Raw genomic sequence first — 17,868 nt, 5'->3', positions numbered from 1 at the left:
ACGGATGTAACGATTTTCAAATAGGCAACAAATTAAAGGTATGCTGTACAAATTAAAGAAAAAAGGACAGCTCAGCCTTTCATTAGAGCAGTCCTTTATAATCAGTCGGCGAAATCCCTACATATTTCTTAAATTGCTTGTAGAAATAGCCGGTCTCCCAGTAGCCAACCTGCCGTGCAATGTCTTGTACCTTCAATTGTGTTTCCTTCAGCATTTCCTTTGCTTTGCCTATGCGGTATTTGTTGATGTATTCCGTGAAGGTCTCGTTTGTTTCCTTCTGGAATAAATGTCCGAGATACACGGGATGAATGTTGTATTGCTGACTGAGCGACTTTAGCGACAATGCCTGCGCATAATTCTCATGCACGTAGCCGAGCAGCAGCTGAATAATCGGGCTTTTCACATCACGCATAAGTGAATCAACAGTTAAAGCAGCCGCATCCTTGACGACTGCAGCTAAATCTTCAATCGAATCAGCCTGCATAATTTGGGCAAACCCCGCTTTATATAACTCCGGCTGATCCGCCTGCTTGATTTCTTTGAGCTCCATCTTGAACCTGATCATCAGCTCGATTGCCATACTCTGAATATAAGCTGGGGTTACACCCTCCAGCTGTTGGTAGCGCTCGAACTCTGCGTCAATCGCAGCTTGAAGCATGTCCAGCTCTTTCGCTTTAATCAGCTTGGAGTAAGCAGCCCAATCCAGTGGCCGCGCAGCCGGATTATCGGTGCCGTTTCGATGCGAGAGCGCATCGTACTCGATAATAGTCGGCTCATCCAGCAGCAAGAAATACTCCTGCGCCTTTTTGGCATGGGCGTAGCTTTGAGGAGCCTCGATTCCCATCACCTGAACACTCCCAAGCGAGATACGCAGCGGACTTGGTGCCAGCCACTTCTGCATGTTGTCCAGCGCATTCATCGCTTTCGCTTTGCCTGCTTCCGGGTCATCGATCATAAATACGATGACGAGATCACCGTCAATATCTACGAATGGAAGCATAGCAGGGTCCTGTAAAGCAAGTCGCTGTGCCGCTTCATAGGATGGCTCGAATTGATTGTCTGTTCGAATGACGGCGGTGATAAGATATGGCGCATCCAGCCTAATGTCAAGCATGTCCGTACGCTCGTTCAACTCATTCGGCGCAATGCGACCAGTCAGCCAGCGATACAATATATTATCTCGCAGAATCCGGATATCATAATCACTGAACAGGCGATCCGGTCTGGTCGTATTAAGCTTGTCGATCGTATTAGCCAGCGTCTCCTGAAGCTCATCGATATTAATGGGCTTGAGCAGATAGTTTTCTACACCAAGCTTCAGACCTGATTTGATATAGTCAAAATCATTAAAACCGCTCAATATAATAACCTTTAAGTCAGGACGGAATTGCCTAGCCTCGCGAATCAACGTCAATCCATCCATAACCGGCATGGAAATATCCGTAAGCAGAATATCAGGAGCGGACTCCTTCAGTGCCTCAAGAGCATCCTGCCCATTCTCCGCAGAGCCGACAATTTCCAGACCAAACGCTGACCAATCAATAATATCGTATAAGCCTTCAATGATGAACGGCTCATCATCCACTACAAACACTCTATACATGCTGCTTGTCCTCCGTATCTGGAAATTCAAACGTCACGATCGTACCAACGTCCGGCGTACTTGTAATCTCAAGTCCATACTCCACACCATAGAGCAGCTTGAGCCTCTCGTGAACGCTGCGCAGGCCGAAGGATTCACCCGACTCCTCTACAGCATCAAGCGACTCCCGAATCGCTTCCAAACGGACGCTATCTATACCTCTGCCGTTATCTTCTGCTTGAATGCGAACCCGCCCCTCCACTTGCAGCACCTGAATTCGAATTCGATTATCCAACCTGCGCGGTTCAAGTCCGTGTACAACGTAGTTCTCGATAATCGGCTGGAGCGCCATTCGCATAACGCTTCGTTGCAATAACGCTTCGTCACAGCAAATTTCGTAGGACAGCTTATCTTTATAGCGAATACGGAACAGCTCCAGATAAAGGCGTGAAGTTTCCAGCTCGTCCTTCAATGTATTCTCGCCCTTTGGCTGGACGAAGCTTTTGAACAGAACCGACAAGCTATAGATCATTTCCCCAACATCCTTAGCGCCCTGTGATATGGCACGCATGCGAATGACTTCCAGTGTATTGTACAGAAAATGGGGGTTCACCCTCGCTTGAAGCGCAGCAAGCTCCGTATGCTTCTGTTTGATCTCTGCCTTGTAGACGCGGTCGATATGGCGAGTCAGCTCATCAAGCATATCGTTAAAGCTGCGTGATATTTGACCAAGCTCGTCCTCCTTCTCGTCTTGGATACGCGCAGACAGATCACCGTTCTCCACCTTCCGCATAAATCGAATAATTTTGTTGGTCCGTTTGGCGAAATTGATAACGACCAGCACAGGTACCAGCAGTACCATCACAATACAAACAGCGCTAATTAGAATAATGGTACGCCTCAGCCCATCATAAGCAGCCGCGACCTCAGCTTTGGGCGCTACACCTACAACCAAATAGCCGGCTTGGTTCTGAGTCAGCGTCGTCACATAAGACTCTTCCTCCAGCATAGCTGTATTGTATAGAGAATCGATCTGATCCGCGTATGGATATTTAGCTCCATAATACTTGTCCGAGGAATCAAAAAGCACCTGTCCGGCCGGTCCAAGTACAATGATATAACCCTTCAATTGCTCCTTATAGCTGTCCAGCGCACTCTTAATTCGATCCGAATTGAAATAAACGAGCAATTGCCCTAAGTTTTTTAGTGAGTTTTTATCCGTGACCGACACACGCATCGCATATAGCTTAGGGTCATCTTGATCGATTGCGCTGCGAACCCATTCGTTCGGAACCGATACCATTGCATTCTCAAGTGCCATCGCATCAGGTATATAGGAACGGGAAGCGTTCGTATCGATCAGCTTTGTCACACGCCCCTGTTTATAAGCGAATAGAAATTGCTTCTCCGAGCTGTACAGCATCAAATTTTTGATATCGGAGTCTGCATCCATCTTGTTCTCGAAATACTCGAGTCCCTTAGGCATATCGATATTCGTCTCATTGGCATATTGGTCCAACTGATATTTCATGTAATCCTCGAATGGATGCTGCAAGAAATAAGCGAGATGAAGCGATAACGACTCATTCCTGTATACATCCAGCATGATAGACTGCACCGATTCGTATTTACGGGTCATATAGCTATTCACGCTTTCCATCGCTTTTTTCTGATTCTCAAGCTCGTTTCGGACGATCGATTCAGACATCACATTGAACATGAAATAAGAAAACGTCACGATGGTGACGGTAGTAATCAGAGCAAACAACAGGATCATTTTCATAAAAGCGTTATTTTTCACATAGCTGTCGTATAAGTTATCGCCTTTCAATAGAAGCTCCTCTCCCGTGTATGAGGTGGGTACCCCATGCAAGCGTAAACAGCTAAAGCCGTCCTCTGGCTGCTAAGCTAACGTTTCGCGTAAAAATATAGAAAATGTTGGCGAAATGCTATACATTCCTATAATTCAACTGTACACGTTTCATGCTACAACTTTTAATAATACTTCACTATGTTTTGCATATACAAGTATCCTACTATCAAGGGAGGGAATGGCGAAGCCGCACGGGCATATAAATGAATGGTGAGAGAAATCGAAGTCTCGCCGTTACTCCTGTTTTTAGGCCGATTCATCGTTCGCAAGCCCTCAAAGGAAAAACGAAGCAGCTCCCAGCAGCAACAAAAGCTTGATTGTTGAGAGCAAAGTTTCGTTCATCCCGTACGGGATGAACGGATTTAAGGGAAGGACCCCATATGCTGCTTGGTCTCCCTTGTCTTTCTTTCTCGCTTAAACAGACCATGTATAGTAAAATAAAATGATGCAACACTATACGATTATGAGGTGCTCGAATGTCTATTAGCTTCACAACATCAATTATAAGCCGGCTCAAGAGAGAGATCGCTGACCTTCAGAAGCAAGCCTCCACAGGCAAGAGTAAGAAGGAAAAGTCGCTTGCCAAAATAAAACAGCTTCAGAAAAGCGTGAAGCTTAGCTCCTCCCCCACTGATTTGAGCAGCAAAATGTCACAAATAACGAAGCTGAATGAAGAAGTGGTCAGACTCGATACCGCTCAGCTTACTATAGCTAAGCAACTTACCGCCAAGAACGCTGAGCTTAGGCAGCAATTGGCGAAGGATCAGCAGAAGGAACTAAACGATTAGAGCTTAAGAAGAAACGCCTGACGGCGTCCTTTTAATAGACGTCCTCGTTTCGTCGAAACGAATAGAGAAAGTAAATGCAAATGTATATACTTTCCTATATTTCAAAGAAAACGACCAATCGCAAGCTCCTAAGAGCTCATGATTGGTCGTTTTCACTAATTTAAGAAGCCTTCCAGCGCGATCGTCGGTTTGCCATCAGCCTGCCATGCTCCCTTGTTATAACCTCCGTTATAGCCAGGTGTTGCCTGCGGCTCCCAATAAAAAACACCAAGCCCATTTCCTCCCGTTATATTGCGAATCTTGGTCTTAATATCCGCAACGAAGCTTTTGGCAGCAGCAGGCTGGTTATAATCCATGCCGATTTCGGTAATCATGACCGGCTTGCCGTAGCGAGAAATCATATTGTTTGAATTGCTGATCGTTTGTGTGACCTTAGACGACCAATCTGTGCTGGAAGGATACAGCGACATTCCGATAATATCGAAGGCTGCTCCGTTAGCGATCAGGCCACCGATATTCCAAACAAACACACTATTGTCATAGCCATTCGCCAAGTGGACAATTGTTTTTGTTGCAGTACTAATAGACTTCACCGCATTGTGGCCTGTGTTGATCAGCCATGCGTAGTTTTTCATATTCAAAGATGCTTTACCGTCATTCCAGAGCATGCCATCGTTCGTTTCGTTGCCAATCTGCACCCAATCAGGTGTGACTCCTTTGCTTTGCATAGCGGTCATGACCTCGCGCGTATGATTCCACACGGCGTCCATCAACTGCTGGAACGTATAGCTTGCCCAACCAGCCGGTTTTGTCTGCTGTCCAGGATCTGCCCATGAATCGCTGTAATGCAGCGTTAGCATGACACTCATCCCAGCATCCTTCGCTCGCTTAGCTAAGGCAGCTGCGCGCTCCTTATTCATATACCCGTTGCCATAGCTCGAAGAAGGGTTGACGAAAACCCGTATGCGTACAGAATTGATTTGGTAATCCTGCTTCAGAATTTGAACAATGTCCCTTGTTACCCCGTTTTTATCCTTCCAAGTATACCCTTGCGCCTCCATGCCGGCTACCCAGCTGATGTCTGCACCTTTCGCGAATGCAGGAGCTGCGCTTACCCTTGACGGAGTACCCTGATTCACGCCAAAAACACTCATTACCAGCAATAGTGCGAGTACGACACTGCAAACCTTTTTCCACATTGTTTTGCCTCCTTGAAATAGTTTGGCTCATCACTGCATACTTGTATGCGCTTCCAATTGTGTAACTTAATTATAGAATTTACCGAAGCCTTCATATAGGATGTAATACCAATATTTGCAATGTTTTCGAAACCGGTTTGTGCTTAACGCCTGAATCACCTATCTTCAAGTGAATTCATACAAGGGTGAAACGGCTGTCTCCACCCTTTGGCGGCGCGACGCATGTCATTCCGAGAAATATAGAGTAAGGATGGCGAAATCATATCCTTTCCTATAATTGAAAAAAGGTTTTGCCCAAGTTCAGCGAACTTGGGCAAAACCTTTACTTAATCATCAGTCAATTTTAGTCCGCTAAACGACAAGACTCAGAAGCATAACGATGCCAAATGCGGTAAAACCAAGTATCGTCTCCATCACTGTCCATGTTTTTAACGTTTGCGGAACCGATAAATTCATATATTCCTTCACAATCCAGAAGCCTGAATCATTGACATGAGATAAAATAATAGAGCCTGCGCCCGTAGCGAGCACGAGCAGCTCTGGACTGACGTCAGGCATCATGACCGCAAGCGGGGCAACAATACCTGCTGCTGTCGTCATTGCTACAGTCGCTGAACCAACAGCTGCCCGTATAAGACCTGCAATAACAAAGGCGAGTACTAGTGGTGACAGATGAGCATGCTGGGCAAAGCTGGCGATCGCATCGCCAACGCCGCTGGCTGTCAATATTTTATTGAAACCGCCTCCGGCGCCAATCAATAAGATAATTGATGCAACTGGGCCAAGGCAATCGTTCGTAAATTTAAGCAGCTCTTTGCTCGAGAAGCCCCGTGCATAACCGAAAGAATATAGTGAGAACAGCAACGCAAGCAATAGTGCAATAATTGGACTGCCGATGAAATCAACAACCATTCTAAAGCCGTTCTCAGCTGGTAAAATAAGATCAACAATCGTCGCGAATAGCATAAGAATGACTGGCAATAAAATCGTAAACAGCGTGATCCAGAAGCCAGGAAGTTCTCTTTCTTTCGTTTCTGTAAATTGTTCCATAAGTTCGCTGGATGTTTCTACCTTGATACGTTTGGAAATCCATGATCCGTAAATCGGACCGGCAATCGCTGCCGCAGGCAAAGAAACAATAAGCGCTAAAAAGATCGTTTTGCCAATGTTCGCATTGAAAATGCCTACTGCCAGCATTGCTGCCGGATGCGGCGGAATGAGACTATGCACAACAGCTAAACCTGCCACAAGTGAAATTCCGATTTTGATAAGCGAGGTTCCCGTTTGCTTGGCAATAACGAATACAAGCGGGAACAACAAGACAATACCGACTTGTATAAACACTGGAATACCGCAAATTACAGCAACGACCATCATCGCCCAGTGGACATTCTTCTCTCCGAATACCTTAACAAGCGTTTTCGCAATTCGTTCGGCTCCTCCGGATTCGGCCATCAGCTTGCCAAGCATCGTCCCAAGCCCCAGCACGATCGCAATGAAGCCTAGTACGCTTGCAACACCCTCCTGATACGACTTCACGATATCCATCAACGGCATTCCTGAGATAAGCCCCATGAATACAGCACCTATAATAAGTGAAACAAATGGGTTCATTTTAAATTTGGCGATGAGCAGAATCAACCCGATGATGGAAATGAGTGCATACAGCAGCAAACTTGCATCATGGCTGAGTCCAAATACTGAGTACATGTGTAGACCTCCTTATTTTGTGAGAACGCTTTCTCTTTGTCGAAAGAAGACAGGGTCAAGCCCTGTTTGCAAATAGGGAAACGAACTGACTCATAGCGAGGACAATCGTATTCCTTCGATTTTCTCCACCGTTTCCAACAGGGTCCGCTCATTGCCAACATTTCCTGGGAACACGATGTAAGGAATACCGCTAAACTTAGCTTCTTCACCTGTCAGCCATACGGGAATACCTGCAGCTGCTTGACCAACCACCCTTGCCTTCCGAATCGCAAGTCCCTTCGTTGCCACATCGCTGGAGGTAATGCCGCCTTTGGCGATAATAAACTTAGGTACAACCTCAAGCGACTGCACAATCTCAACCAGAGCTCTCGATACGGTCTGGCTAATTTTGAAATTATCAGCTTTGCTCTCAACTGCTATAAGCTTGCGGCTGCTGTATACAACGACATTTTGGCCTTTGGCAATATGCTTGTTTGCTTCAGCAATGACTCGGTTCAATTCAAGCTTGTAGTCCTCGGGATGAAGTACACGCTCTACATCGATTTCCAGACTGATAATTCCTGGGAATGTTAGGAGCTGTTCCAGCTGACGTGTTGTTTTTTGCACATATGAACCTACCACAATGATTCCGCCATGTTGATCCTGCTTGTCCGCAATCAGTTTATCCTGAGGCAGATAATCTTGATCAGAAATACCTGCGTACGATTTCACAAACGATGCCGCTGTACGGAAAATGAAGGATTTCCCGTCATCCTCTGCTTGCAATAGTGCTAGTGACAACACATCCATATCCGCATAGGTGAGAACATTAATAATAATAGGTATATTACCTGTGGCCTCAAGCAGCACGGCTTTGACGGCAGCTGGCCCCTTACGGATTACTTCCAATGAAATAACAAGACATTGTGACGCCTTGATTCGACCTTCGGTTTTCTCTTCTACCCATTCCGTCAAATTACCGTGCTCATAACCGAACACCTTATCCTTTGCGAATTCAGTCTCATGAACAGGAATCAGCTGTCCATTCTCCACCATGTAATGAATATTGTTAAACGTTATACGGCCCGCTTCGAAAAAAGCTGGAATAATCAGTTGTCCATCAAAGGTACGACCGCTTAAATGAGATACCTCTTCTGCAAGTACATCAGTTTCCATCGGATAATAGCCTCGCAGCATCGAATCGCTGCGGCTAATAAACGTAAAGCTTTTATTCGTTTCTGCTGCTACAGCCTGCACATTTTGAGCAATTTCACGGTTGATTTGCTCAGCCGTTGACGCGTCCAGCCCTCTAGTATTGGTCAAAATATAGAACAACGATTCTGGCGCTGCAAACGCTTCTCGCAGCAGCTCCTTATCCCACATCGTCAGAACATCAATATCATGAACAGTCTGAACTCCTGTAGGATCATCGTCCAATACAATGATCTTTCTTCCTCGGGATTGGTTAATTAGGTTAATCTGCTGTCGTATGCCCCCGTTGTCCCACTCTTTTGGCAAATCAGCCTGCAAATTTACAAGTGATGTCTGTGCTGCTCCGCTCTTCATGTTCCAGCCACCTCGCTTTTGACACCTTGTACTTCTACACCCGCCAACTTCTCGAAATATTGCACGATGCCTCCATGATCGTCAGCCGCTTTGCCGTCAATCTTGAGTGCGTGAAAAATTTCCAATAATTGACTGCTTAGTGGAAGCGGAACGCCGATATCATGAGCCGTCTCCATCACATTAGTCATATCCTTCAAATTAATATCAATACGTCCACCAGCAATAAAGTTACGTTTTAGAATAAGCGGTACTTTGGCATCCAGCACCGCGCTGCCCGCTAATCCGCCTCGAATGGCTTGGTACATCTTATCAACATCAATGCCAGCCTTTGCAGCAAAGACGAGCGCTTCCGACATAGCAGCTATATTAAGATTGACGATAATTTGATTTGCCAGCTTCGCCGTTGCACCACAGCCGTTGTCTCCGACCAAAGTAACTGCTTCGCCCAACACCTGCAGAACAGCTAGAACCTGCTGAAATACTTCCTCATCTCCGCCTACCATAATCGCCAGCGTGCCATCAATCGCTTTCGGTTCGCCTCCGCTTACGGGAGCATCCAGCATTTTCAGTCCCGCTTCCGATACTAAACTAGCCAGCTCCTTCGAAACCACTGGTGAGATAGAGCTCATATCAATAATGATGCTTCCTTTGGATGCTCCATTCAGAATGCCGTTTGCTCCCGTAATCACTTCCTTCACATGCTGGGAGTTCGGCAGCATCGTGAATATGATCTCACTATGCTCGGCAACTTCCTTAGGGGATGCTGCTCCCCTAGCTCCTGCCGCTGCAAGCGCGGCTACTGATTCTTTATTTATATCGAAAACGCTTAGCTCATATCCTGCTTTCATTAAGTTCGATGACATAGGGCGCCCCATAATACCCAGCCCGATAAATCCAATTCGTTTCTTCATGATGTGATACCTCCAAGATTCATATAAAATGCATTCCCAACATTGCAAACGCTATCATTCGTTAACTCCAACGTTATTGTACACAATAACTTTATTTTTGTATACAATTTTTAATTAATTGAATACATTTACCAATGCAATGTCCATAATCATTGTTAATCTTCCCGCTTTTCGCTAAAGTAGACGGTAGAGGTGAATAACAATGCAGCACAACAGCTCCAAACCCAGTTCAGCCTACCTGCAGTCTTATGAAGCACTGCGTGATATGATTCTAAACGGTACGCTTGCTCAAGGCTCCAAGCTGATTGAGGAAAAGCTGGCCGCAGATTTGAACGTTAGCCGAACGCCTATTCGCGAGTCCATTCGTAAGCTGGAGCAAGAAGGACTTGTAGTTAATAAACGTGTCGTAAAACTTTCCCAAACGGATTTACGCAATACCTTCGAGCTGAGAAAGCTGCTAGAAGGCCATGCTGCCCAGTGTGCAGCTACTTATTTATCCGAACAGGAGCTAATAGCCTTAGAACGATGTGTCGATATTGGAAGAAGCGGCACGCTGGATGAAATCATGGCAGCCAATAAATCCTTCCATGAAATCATAATGGGGGCTAGCAACAATTCGCTGATGATCGACTTGTTCGAACGAATGCAATCTGTCATTTTTCTGTTCAGGCATACCGTTGTCTATTACCATCGTCCTTTTCTCATTGATGAGCATCAGCAAATTTGTGAGGCTATCCGGGCACATGATGGCAACAAAGCCGAGCAATTAATGAAGGAGCATCTTCAGGCCGATCTTGAGTTTTGTCTTCACTTGATCCGTTAGTCTTCGAGTATTTGGATCATTCATTGTACATATAGCATTCCTTTGTTCGAGTAAATCAACGAATAGAGCATAAAAAAACGACCTATGACAAGCTTATATAAGCTTGTCATAGGTCGTTTCTTTAATGATTTCGTTTCATTTATGGAGTTAGTGAGAAGCAGTTGCATCATGGCCGCAAATTCATAAAGAGTCAAGACAACCCCGTTCGGTCGCGATACTCCTGTGGAGTCATGTTCGAAAATGCCTTAAACAGCTTAATGAAATGTGGTACTGCCTGATAACCAATAGTTTGGGCGATTTCATAAATTTTCTTATTGCTGCTGCGCAGCAAATATGCGGCCATTTCCATTCGGTAGCGCAAAATATATTCACTCAAATTGATTCCCGTTTCAGCTCGGTAAACTCTCGACAAGTAAGCGGGATGGAGACCGATTTGCTGAGCTAGCGTCTGCAGGGATAACTGGTCATTCATGTTCTGCTCGACGAATGTATGAACTTTGTCGACTAACCCTATCTGCTTCATAGATGAATCATCCATTTGCTCTCTAAGACATCGGAATATAAGAAATGCCCACTTCTCCAGCTGCTTGAGAGACGGAGCGGCTGGCATGAGACCGAAGGAGGATGCCCCAAACTCGCTTAGCAGCTTTCCTTTTTTGTGCGCCATATATTGATAGGCGTTAGCGATGGCGAAATAGGCTTCATTGGCGTGCTCAGGCGGATAGTCTACACTCTTCAGCTCAGCAAATATTTCGATCAGCTTTTCCTCCGCGTGCAGCCAGTTCCCTGTATCAAGCAAATGGATGAGGAGAGGAGGTCGATACAATGACGTCATCGTTCCGATTCGAACCTGGTCGAGTTTACCCGCTATCCGCAGAAATATGCCCTGCCGTCCCTCTTCTACCCGCCTCATGCCATCGATAACTGATCGATACAGACTGGCAACGCCTTCTGGAAAAGACATCCCATGAACTGCCAGCGCGATGGAAACGCTGCCATTCAAGAGCGATTCTGCCTTTTTCTTTAGCATAGCTACCCGTACGTCCATCGTATTCCGATCGATCGCTACCGCTTCTTGGGTCTGTCCGTTTGCATAGGGTTTCACTTTGGACGATACGACAAACACGAGATATTCATTATGATCACGACAGAACCACAAGTGAAAGACGTCCCTGAATAGTTCTTCTGCCATATTCGTGACCGCATATTCAATCAGCGCTCTATCCATGCTTTCATAATCTTGCAGTCTGCCCTCCAACCGCACGACAAACAATCCAACTTCTTGATTCAGGGAGAAAGGCAAATCTAATAGAAAAAGCTTTCGCTCCAGCTCTGCGAACGGGATTCCGTTATCATGCAGCAGTCGATTCAGCAGCTCGCTCCGCAACATGGGCAAATTCTCTCGGAAGGCGTATACATCGCGCTGCTGCTGCTGTTGCTGCTTCATTTCACAAGTAATTTCTTCCGATAATTTGCCTAGCATTGCCTGAAGCTGATCAGGATTTACCGGCTTCATTAAGTAGCCCGACGTATTATACGGGACAACGCCTTGCGCATATTCGAAATCGGCGTAGCCCGAAATCACGATGATTTTGACATTGCGGCCCATCTCACGGATTTCCTTTATTAATTCAATTCCGTTCATCTCCGGCATCCGTATATCTGTAATGATGATATGGATGTTATGCTCGCGATATAGCTTCAAAGCATCCTCACCCGTAAACGCTTTATGAATACGTCCGATTCTAAGTTCGTCCTTCGGAATCGTTGCCGCGATGCTATCAACCTGAGAGGGGATATCGTCTACGATCAAAACCTCAAATATTAGAATCGCCTCCGTCCTTAATCGTCAACCCTACGCGAAGCCCACCTAAAGATGAATGTTCGATGAGAAGCCCCGAGGATTGTCCGAAATAATGCCTGAGACGTTGATGAACGTTCCTCAGTCCAAGACTATGATCAGCGCTGGCTTGTAATTGCAAGGAGTGCCTCAAATCATCCAGCTTATCCTGCTTCATGCCGACGCCATTGTCCTCCACGATAAGCTCCCAGCCTTCCTCAATCCGATTGCCGGTTATGACGATCTCGAAGTTCCCCTTCTTCCCTTCCATTCCATGCACGATCGCATTCTCGACAAGCGGCTGAAATAGCAGCCGGGGCATGAGCAGAGACAACATGTCTTCTTCAATCCGCTCATGAAATTGCAATCGCTCTGACTGCATCTGATGGATTCCCAAGTAGTTACGAATTAAGTCCAATTCCTCAGACAAAGTAGTCAATTGCTGCTCTGTCCTCGTCGTATAACGGTAATACTGACTCAAATGCTGTGTGAAGGCGACAATTGCTTTTGTCCGTTCAAGCTGCGCCATGCTTTGAATATAGGCAAAGTTATTATATAGAAAGTGAGGATTGATTTGCGCTTGCAAATGCTTAAGTGAAGACTCTTTGGCATGAAGCTGCTCGATGTACACTTTGTCGATTAGCGTCTGAATATCATAGGACATCAGATTAAACTGCTCAATCAAATAATGAAATTCATTATTCGATACATGCTTGACTCGATGACCGTACTCGCCTCGCCTTAGCGACTTCACCGCTCGGATTAAATCATAGATCGGCTTCTGCACGTTGCGGTACAGCAAGGCTGCAGAGGAGACACCCAGAATCAGCAATAGTAAACTTGCGGAATAAAACATCTGCTTGCTATGATCGATAGGCTCCAGCACTTTGCTCATCGGCTGGAAATCAACGATATACCAGCCGAGCAGCGAGGTTGATGTCACGTAATTCACAAGATAAGGTTCGTTGCGATAAGTCAATTTGATTGACCCTTCAGTCGGGTTCTGTGCTTTAATTTCATTGAATTGCACAGCCATGGCATGGATGAGTTCAGGGTTTGAATCCCGCGACATGATCGGCTCGAATCCTTTGCTGTATAGGAACGGCTCGCCGACGCTGCCTTGCATAAACCGATCGAGCATATTGACTAGATTTGCCGACGAGAACGAGACTTCAACATACAAATTCGGATTTTCCGGCGTAGAGAGCGATTCGAAAGGGGTTATTAGATCCCTTACGAATGCTTTCTCCTCTCCCCGCTCCGTTACGATCATACGATAATCCCAACGATGCTGACTCGAATTCCTGAAGTAATCTGCGTCGTGCTTCTGCAAGTAATTAGTCGAAACCATTACATCCGAAACGGGGGAATATACGGTGAAATCGTTTACCCATTGGAAGGTGGTAGACTGCATATCCAACTTCTGAAGCAGCAGCGTCTTCGATGCCAGCATCGAATAATCGGTCTCGGAAGAAGAACGGAGCTGCAGTTGCAGCGCATCGGGGTCGGATGCAATGACGAAGGCGGCTCTCCACAACCGATCTGCCTCAACGTCCATTTGCTCGACAAAGAAACGAATCCGATTCATATTGACCTGAAGCAGCTCCTGCTCAACAACGCCCGTACTGATCTTGTACGATGAATTATACATCATGACGACAGGGATCAGCAGCAGAACAATCACGATAATGACTTTCGTGAAAATATTCATTCTGCCTCCCATAACGCTTCTGTTGTATAACATAGGTCTCCCCCAATTCAAATCCGTCTTCCCCCACCGCGCCCATTGCCTAAGACTTCACCGAGCCCAGCACGATTCCTTTAACGAAATATTTTTGCAAGAATGGATATACGAGCAGAATCGGCAGCGCGCCGATAAAGATTTGTGCTGTTTTAACCGTACGGTTCGAGAAGTTCGCTATACTTTCCGATGTTACACCAATTCGCGACATATTGTCACTAACAATCATAGAGTGCAAATAAGTGGCAAGCGGATACCCGTCGGGATTGGACATATAGATTACGCCGTCAAACCATGAATTCCAATGAGATACCATCGAGAATAAAGATAGAGTCGCAATAGACGGCATTGAAACTGGCAAATATACGCTCCAAAGCACTCTCAGATGACCAGCTCCATCGATATGGGCAGCCTCTTCCAGCTCCGGCGGAATCGTCCGGAAGAAGTTGAGCATCAGAATCATGTTCCACACGCTGACGGCCATAGGCAGTACCAACGCCCAGATTGTATCGATCAGATGCAGCTTACTTATCAGTATATACGAGGGGATCAGTCCGCCCGAGAATAGCATCGTGAAGACAAAAATCCAAATGTAAAATTGACGGCCAGGAAATTTTTGACTCGTTTTCGATAAGCTGTAGGAGGCCATCGTGACCACCAGCATCGACAGCAGTGTGCCTAACACAGTCCGCTCTACACCGACCCACATGGATCTAAGAAATTTCCCGTTACCTAATGTCTTGACATAGGCGTCCGTCGTGAAGCCGATTGGCCAAAAATTCACAATATTCGCTGTCGCCGCAGCTCTTGAGCTGAAGGATACTGCTAGCACGTGTATAAGAGGAAGAATGCACATTATCGCCAGCAGGCAGAGAAAGATTGTGTTCATAATCGTAAATGCTGTGTAACCTCTGGAGCGGTAATACATAGTCGACCTCCTTAAAAAATCCGGTAATTAGCTAGTTTATATGCCAATCTGTAACTGATGACAATTAAGATGAAGCCAATAAAGGACTTGAATAATCCCACCGCCGTTCCAAAGCTGAACTGTCCATTATTCAATCCCTCACGGTAAACGAATGTATCAATAATATCTCCGTGTGAATACACGAGAGGGTTATACAAATTCAGAATTTGATCGAAGCCGGCATCTAGTATTCGACCAAGCGATAGCGTAGCTACCACGATCACGATTGGCATAATAAGAGGAATAGAAACAGACTTTACTTGCTGAAAGCGGGTAGCCCCGTCGATTTCGGCTGCCTCGTATAAAGCCGGATTGATGCCTACTAGAGTAGCCAAGAAAATAATAGCGGAGAAACCAAATTCCTTCCACACATCGCTAAGGACGACCGTAAATCGAAACCAATGGCCGTTGCCTAAGAAAAAGATACTATCCAATCCAAATGACTCTAGGACGCGATTGACAATTCCGCCCTCTGTCGACAGAATATCGAGCATAATGCCGCCTAGGATAACCCAGGATAAAAAATGGGGCAAATAAACAAGAGTCTGTACGACTCTCTTGAAATACATCTTCCTAACTTCATTGAGCAAAAGAGCGAAAATAATAGGAATTAATAAATTCATAGCCACCTTAAATGCGGCGATGATTAACGTATTCCATATGACCTGCTTGCCGTCTGGATACGTGAACAGATAACGGAAATGATCCATGCCCACCCAAGGTGATCCCTTGATGCCAAGCCATGGTTGATAGTCTTGGAAGGCAATGACAGCTCCAAACAACGGAATATATTGAAACACGATGCATAATAGTAAGGCCGGCAACAAAAGCATATGGAACGGCCATGTTTTTCTCCAATAGGTTGCCACTACGTATCCTTCCTTTCATCAGAAAAACGGAGGAAGATCGACAGCGAAGGCTGCCCTCTCCTCCGTTTTCATTCATGCTGTCAGTGCGTATTACTGGTTTTCCGCATACCATTCGTTGACTTCTTCTGTAATCTTCTGACCGCCGTTATCCAACCATTGCTTTACGAATTCATCGAAGTACTCCATCGGTTGATCACCGTAAATGATTTTGAGGTAGCTTTCAGTAGCAAGCTTCTTAAGCAGCTCGCCCTTGGATTTCATCGTCGGTGTCAATGGACCAGTAAAATAGTTTTTACCTTCCGTAATCCCTTGGTTTATCCGCACGCCCTGACCATCAATTTGTTTCTTCTTCATTTGTTTAACGTCAAATTCTTTGGACGTTACAGGCTCGGCGTCTGGATCCGCCAGAAACTTCTTGACTGGCGCATCGTTGGAGTAAGGAATCGTTACACTTCCGCCGAGTATATTCGTCATCATGAATCTCATATCCAAGCTTCTACCGTCTTTGAGCGGCCATTTGTCTGCCGGAACGCCCACTGCCTCGTAGTCGCCTTTGATGATTTTATCGTTGTGTATGACGTAATCGTAACCTTCGTAATAACCGTCTTTCCAACGCGGATCGAAGAACGGATCGCCTTCTTGCTCCAATTGTTTTGCGAACATTTTGTTGAAATAGGAGAACCATGCTTCAATATTTTTGAAATCTTTGTCGAATACAGTAAAGCCCGCAATTAACGATTTCTCCGCTCGACCTACCAAGCCGTCCGGACCAGCTGGAAGCGGATAAGGCTCAAAGTCGGCATTCGGATCGTTTTTAGTCGCATCGCTCAGCGGCCAGTCACCCATCCAGGCTGGACCGAACATGACGCCGGCTTTGCCGCTGGCAACCAATTCAGAGGATTTGGACGGATCCTTGATACCCGCTTCTTTGTCAATATAGCCATTGCTCATCCAATCCTTCATGGTTTGCAAGTACAGTTTAGCGTCAGGGTGAATCGCGCCATAGCTAAGCTTGCCGTCATCACCTTTGTTCCAGAAACTGCGAATGTCCGAGGTATGGATCATTTGAGTAGTCAGTGCAGCGAAAATCGCGTCAGTCTGACCCATCCAAGTCCACGGGCCTTCTTTAAGCGGAACAGCTAAACCGACCGTATCATTCTTTTGGTTTTTATCGGGGTCGTTCTCTGTGAATTGCTTGAGTACGTTTTCAAGCTCAGCCAGCGTTTTCGGCGGCTGCAGCCCTAGAGTGTCAAGCCAGTCTTTGCGAATCCACATAACTGTGCCTTCGTCACCCATGTAGAAGGAAGGCAAACCATAAATTTTGCCGTCTTTCTTCACTTCGCCCATTGCATACCCGTAATCTTCGATCAATTTCTTATAACCAGGATGCGCATATTTCTCGATAGCTTCGTCCAGAGGCATTAGCTTTTTGGCTGCGAGCAAGCTTTGAAGCGGCTCTCCATGAGCTCTGAATGCATCAGGAAGCTTACCGCCGCTGGAGAGCAGAAGTCGAAGCTTCGTATCGTAGTCCTCCGATTTCGTTACAATAAAATCGAATTTCACATCGATTCCTATATTCTCTTTCATCCAGCGCAGGTTCACGTTGTCTTCCATAGACTCGCCTGGCTTGAACGCATTGCCCCTGGAAGCGCCATCATCAACAATCGCAGTCGTAATCGTAATGGGAGGATCAAACTTCTGTTTCCACAATTCCGTAGAGGATGAACTGCTGGCTGTGCTTACCGGACTACTCGACGGCACTACATTATTATTGTTTGAACAAGCAGATAGAATCGGTAATATACCGATTGCGATAGAGAGTGCTGACAGCTTAGCTAACTTAGCATAATGACTCATTTTTTACCCCATTTCTGTATATTGATGGTACATCACTAATTATATGGTCATAGAATGAATGTTTATATATTCGATTTTTAACCTCATATCAAAAAACGTACATTCGACAAATCTGCATGCAGTTCTTACGTCTATTCATAAAAAAAACCACTGCCATTAGCTT

General features: G+C 45.7%; 13 protein-coding genes. 2 read left to right on the top strand and 11 right to left on the bottom strand.

Annotated features, from left to right (window positions below; all coding sequences use genetic code 11):
• Window positions 1-82: 82 nt before the first annotated feature.
• Window positions 83-1,603 (bottom strand): response regulator transcription factor, encoded by a 1,521-nt coding sequence (locus FGT79_RS22560; RefSeq protein ID WP_138755108.1) that lies wholly within the window; start codon window positions 1,601-1,603, stop codon window positions 83-85.
• Window positions 1,596-3,413 carry a sensor histidine kinase gene (locus FGT79_RS22555; protein ID WP_342778516.1) on the bottom strand — a complete coding sequence of 606 codons (1,818 nt, stop codon included), beginning with the start codon at window positions 3,411-3,413 and terminating at the stop codon, window positions 1,596-1,598. Before FGT79_RS22555 ends, FGT79_RS22560 begins: the two co-directional genes overlap by 8 nt.
• Before the next feature lie 518 nt (window positions 3,414-3,931).
• Here FGT79_RS22555 and FGT79_RS22550 point away from each other — a divergent pair.
• A complete protein-coding gene (locus FGT79_RS22550; RefSeq protein ID WP_138755107.1) occupies window positions 3,932-4,243 on the top strand; it encodes a hypothetical protein in 312 nt (103 codons plus the stop codon).
• Window positions 4,244-4,398: 155 nt separating this feature from the next.
• Here FGT79_RS22550 and FGT79_RS22545 read toward each other — a convergent pair whose 3' ends face one another.
• The 4 genes from FGT79_RS22545 to garR all read right to left on the bottom strand — a co-directional run bounded on the left by FGT79_RS22545 (window position 4,399) and on the right by garR (window position 9,608).
• Window positions 4,399-5,397, bottom strand: a complete 999-nt coding sequence (locus FGT79_RS22545) for a glycoside hydrolase family 53 protein (RefSeq protein ID WP_246096572.1) — start codon at window positions 5,395-5,397, stop codon at window positions 4,399-4,401.
• Between the two features lie 396 nt (window positions 5,398-5,793).
• Window positions 5,794-7,152, bottom strand: coding sequence for a GntP family permease (locus FGT79_RS22540; protein WP_138755105.1), 1,359 nt, complete (start codon window positions 7,150-7,152; stop codon window positions 5,794-5,796).
• Window positions 7,153-7,242: 90 nt separating this feature from the next.
• The gene (locus tag FGT79_RS22535) at window positions 7,243-8,697 is read right to left on the bottom strand and encodes a four-carbon acid sugar kinase family protein (protein ID WP_138755104.1); all 1,455 of its coding nucleotides are present in this window, start codon (window positions 8,695-8,697) and stop codon (window positions 7,243-7,245) included.
• The gene (garR, locus tag FGT79_RS22530) at window positions 8,694-9,608 is read right to left on the bottom strand and encodes a 2-hydroxy-3-oxopropionate reductase (RefSeq protein WP_138755103.1); all 915 of its coding nucleotides are present in this window, start codon (window positions 9,606-9,608) and stop codon (window positions 8,694-8,696) included. Before garR ends, FGT79_RS22535 begins: the two co-directional genes overlap by 4 nt.
• Window positions 9,609-9,810: 202 nt before the next feature.
• Between garR and FGT79_RS22525 the strand changes: the two genes are divergently transcribed.
• Window positions 9,811-10,431, top strand: a complete 621-nt coding sequence (locus tag FGT79_RS22525) for a GntR family transcriptional regulator (protein ID WP_138755102.1) — start codon at window positions 9,811-9,813, stop codon at window positions 10,429-10,431.
• Window positions 10,432-10,621: 190 nt separating this feature from the next.
• On the opposite strand, the gene FGT79_RS22520 is transcribed toward FGT79_RS22525, so the two are convergent.
• The 5 genes from FGT79_RS22520 to FGT79_RS22500 all read right to left on the bottom strand — a co-directional run bounded on the left by FGT79_RS22520 (window position 10,622) and on the right by FGT79_RS22500 (window position 17,705).
• Window positions 10,622-12,244, bottom strand: a complete 1,623-nt coding sequence (locus tag FGT79_RS22520) for a response regulator transcription factor (protein ID WP_138755101.1) — start codon at window positions 12,242-12,244, stop codon at window positions 10,622-10,624.
• A 4-nt stretch (window positions 12,245-12,248) separates the two neighbouring features.
• Window positions 12,249-13,982 (bottom strand): sensor histidine kinase, encoded by a 1,734-nt coding sequence (locus tag FGT79_RS22515; RefSeq protein WP_212758621.1) that lies wholly within the window; start codon window positions 13,980-13,982, stop codon window positions 12,249-12,251.
• A gap of 79 nt (window positions 13,983-14,061) precedes the next feature.
• Entirely contained in the window at window positions 14,062-14,940 is an 879-nt protein-coding gene (locus FGT79_RS22510; RefSeq protein ID WP_138755099.1) for a carbohydrate ABC transporter permease, read from the bottom strand.
• An 11-nt stretch (window positions 14,941-14,951) separates the two neighbouring features.
• Complete coding sequence (locus FGT79_RS22505; protein ID WP_138755200.1) at window positions 14,952-15,812, bottom strand: ABC transporter permease; 861 nt, start codon at window positions 15,810-15,812, stop codon at window positions 14,952-14,954.
• A gap of 126 nt (window positions 15,813-15,938) precedes the next feature.
• A complete protein-coding gene (locus tag FGT79_RS22500; protein WP_138755098.1) occupies window positions 15,939-17,705 on the bottom strand; it encodes an extracellular solute-binding protein in 1,767 nt (588 codons plus the stop codon).
• Between the last annotated feature and the right edge of the window lie 163 nt (window positions 17,706-17,868).

The organism is Paenibacillus sinopodophylli (assembly GCF_005930355.1).
Lineage (GTDB): Bacteria > Bacillota > Bacilli > Paenibacillales > Paenibacillaceae > Pristimantibacillus > Pristimantibacillus sinopodophylli.
The sequence above is the reverse complement of the archived record's forward strand: the minus strand, read 5'-3'. Positions and strand labels throughout refer to the sequence as shown.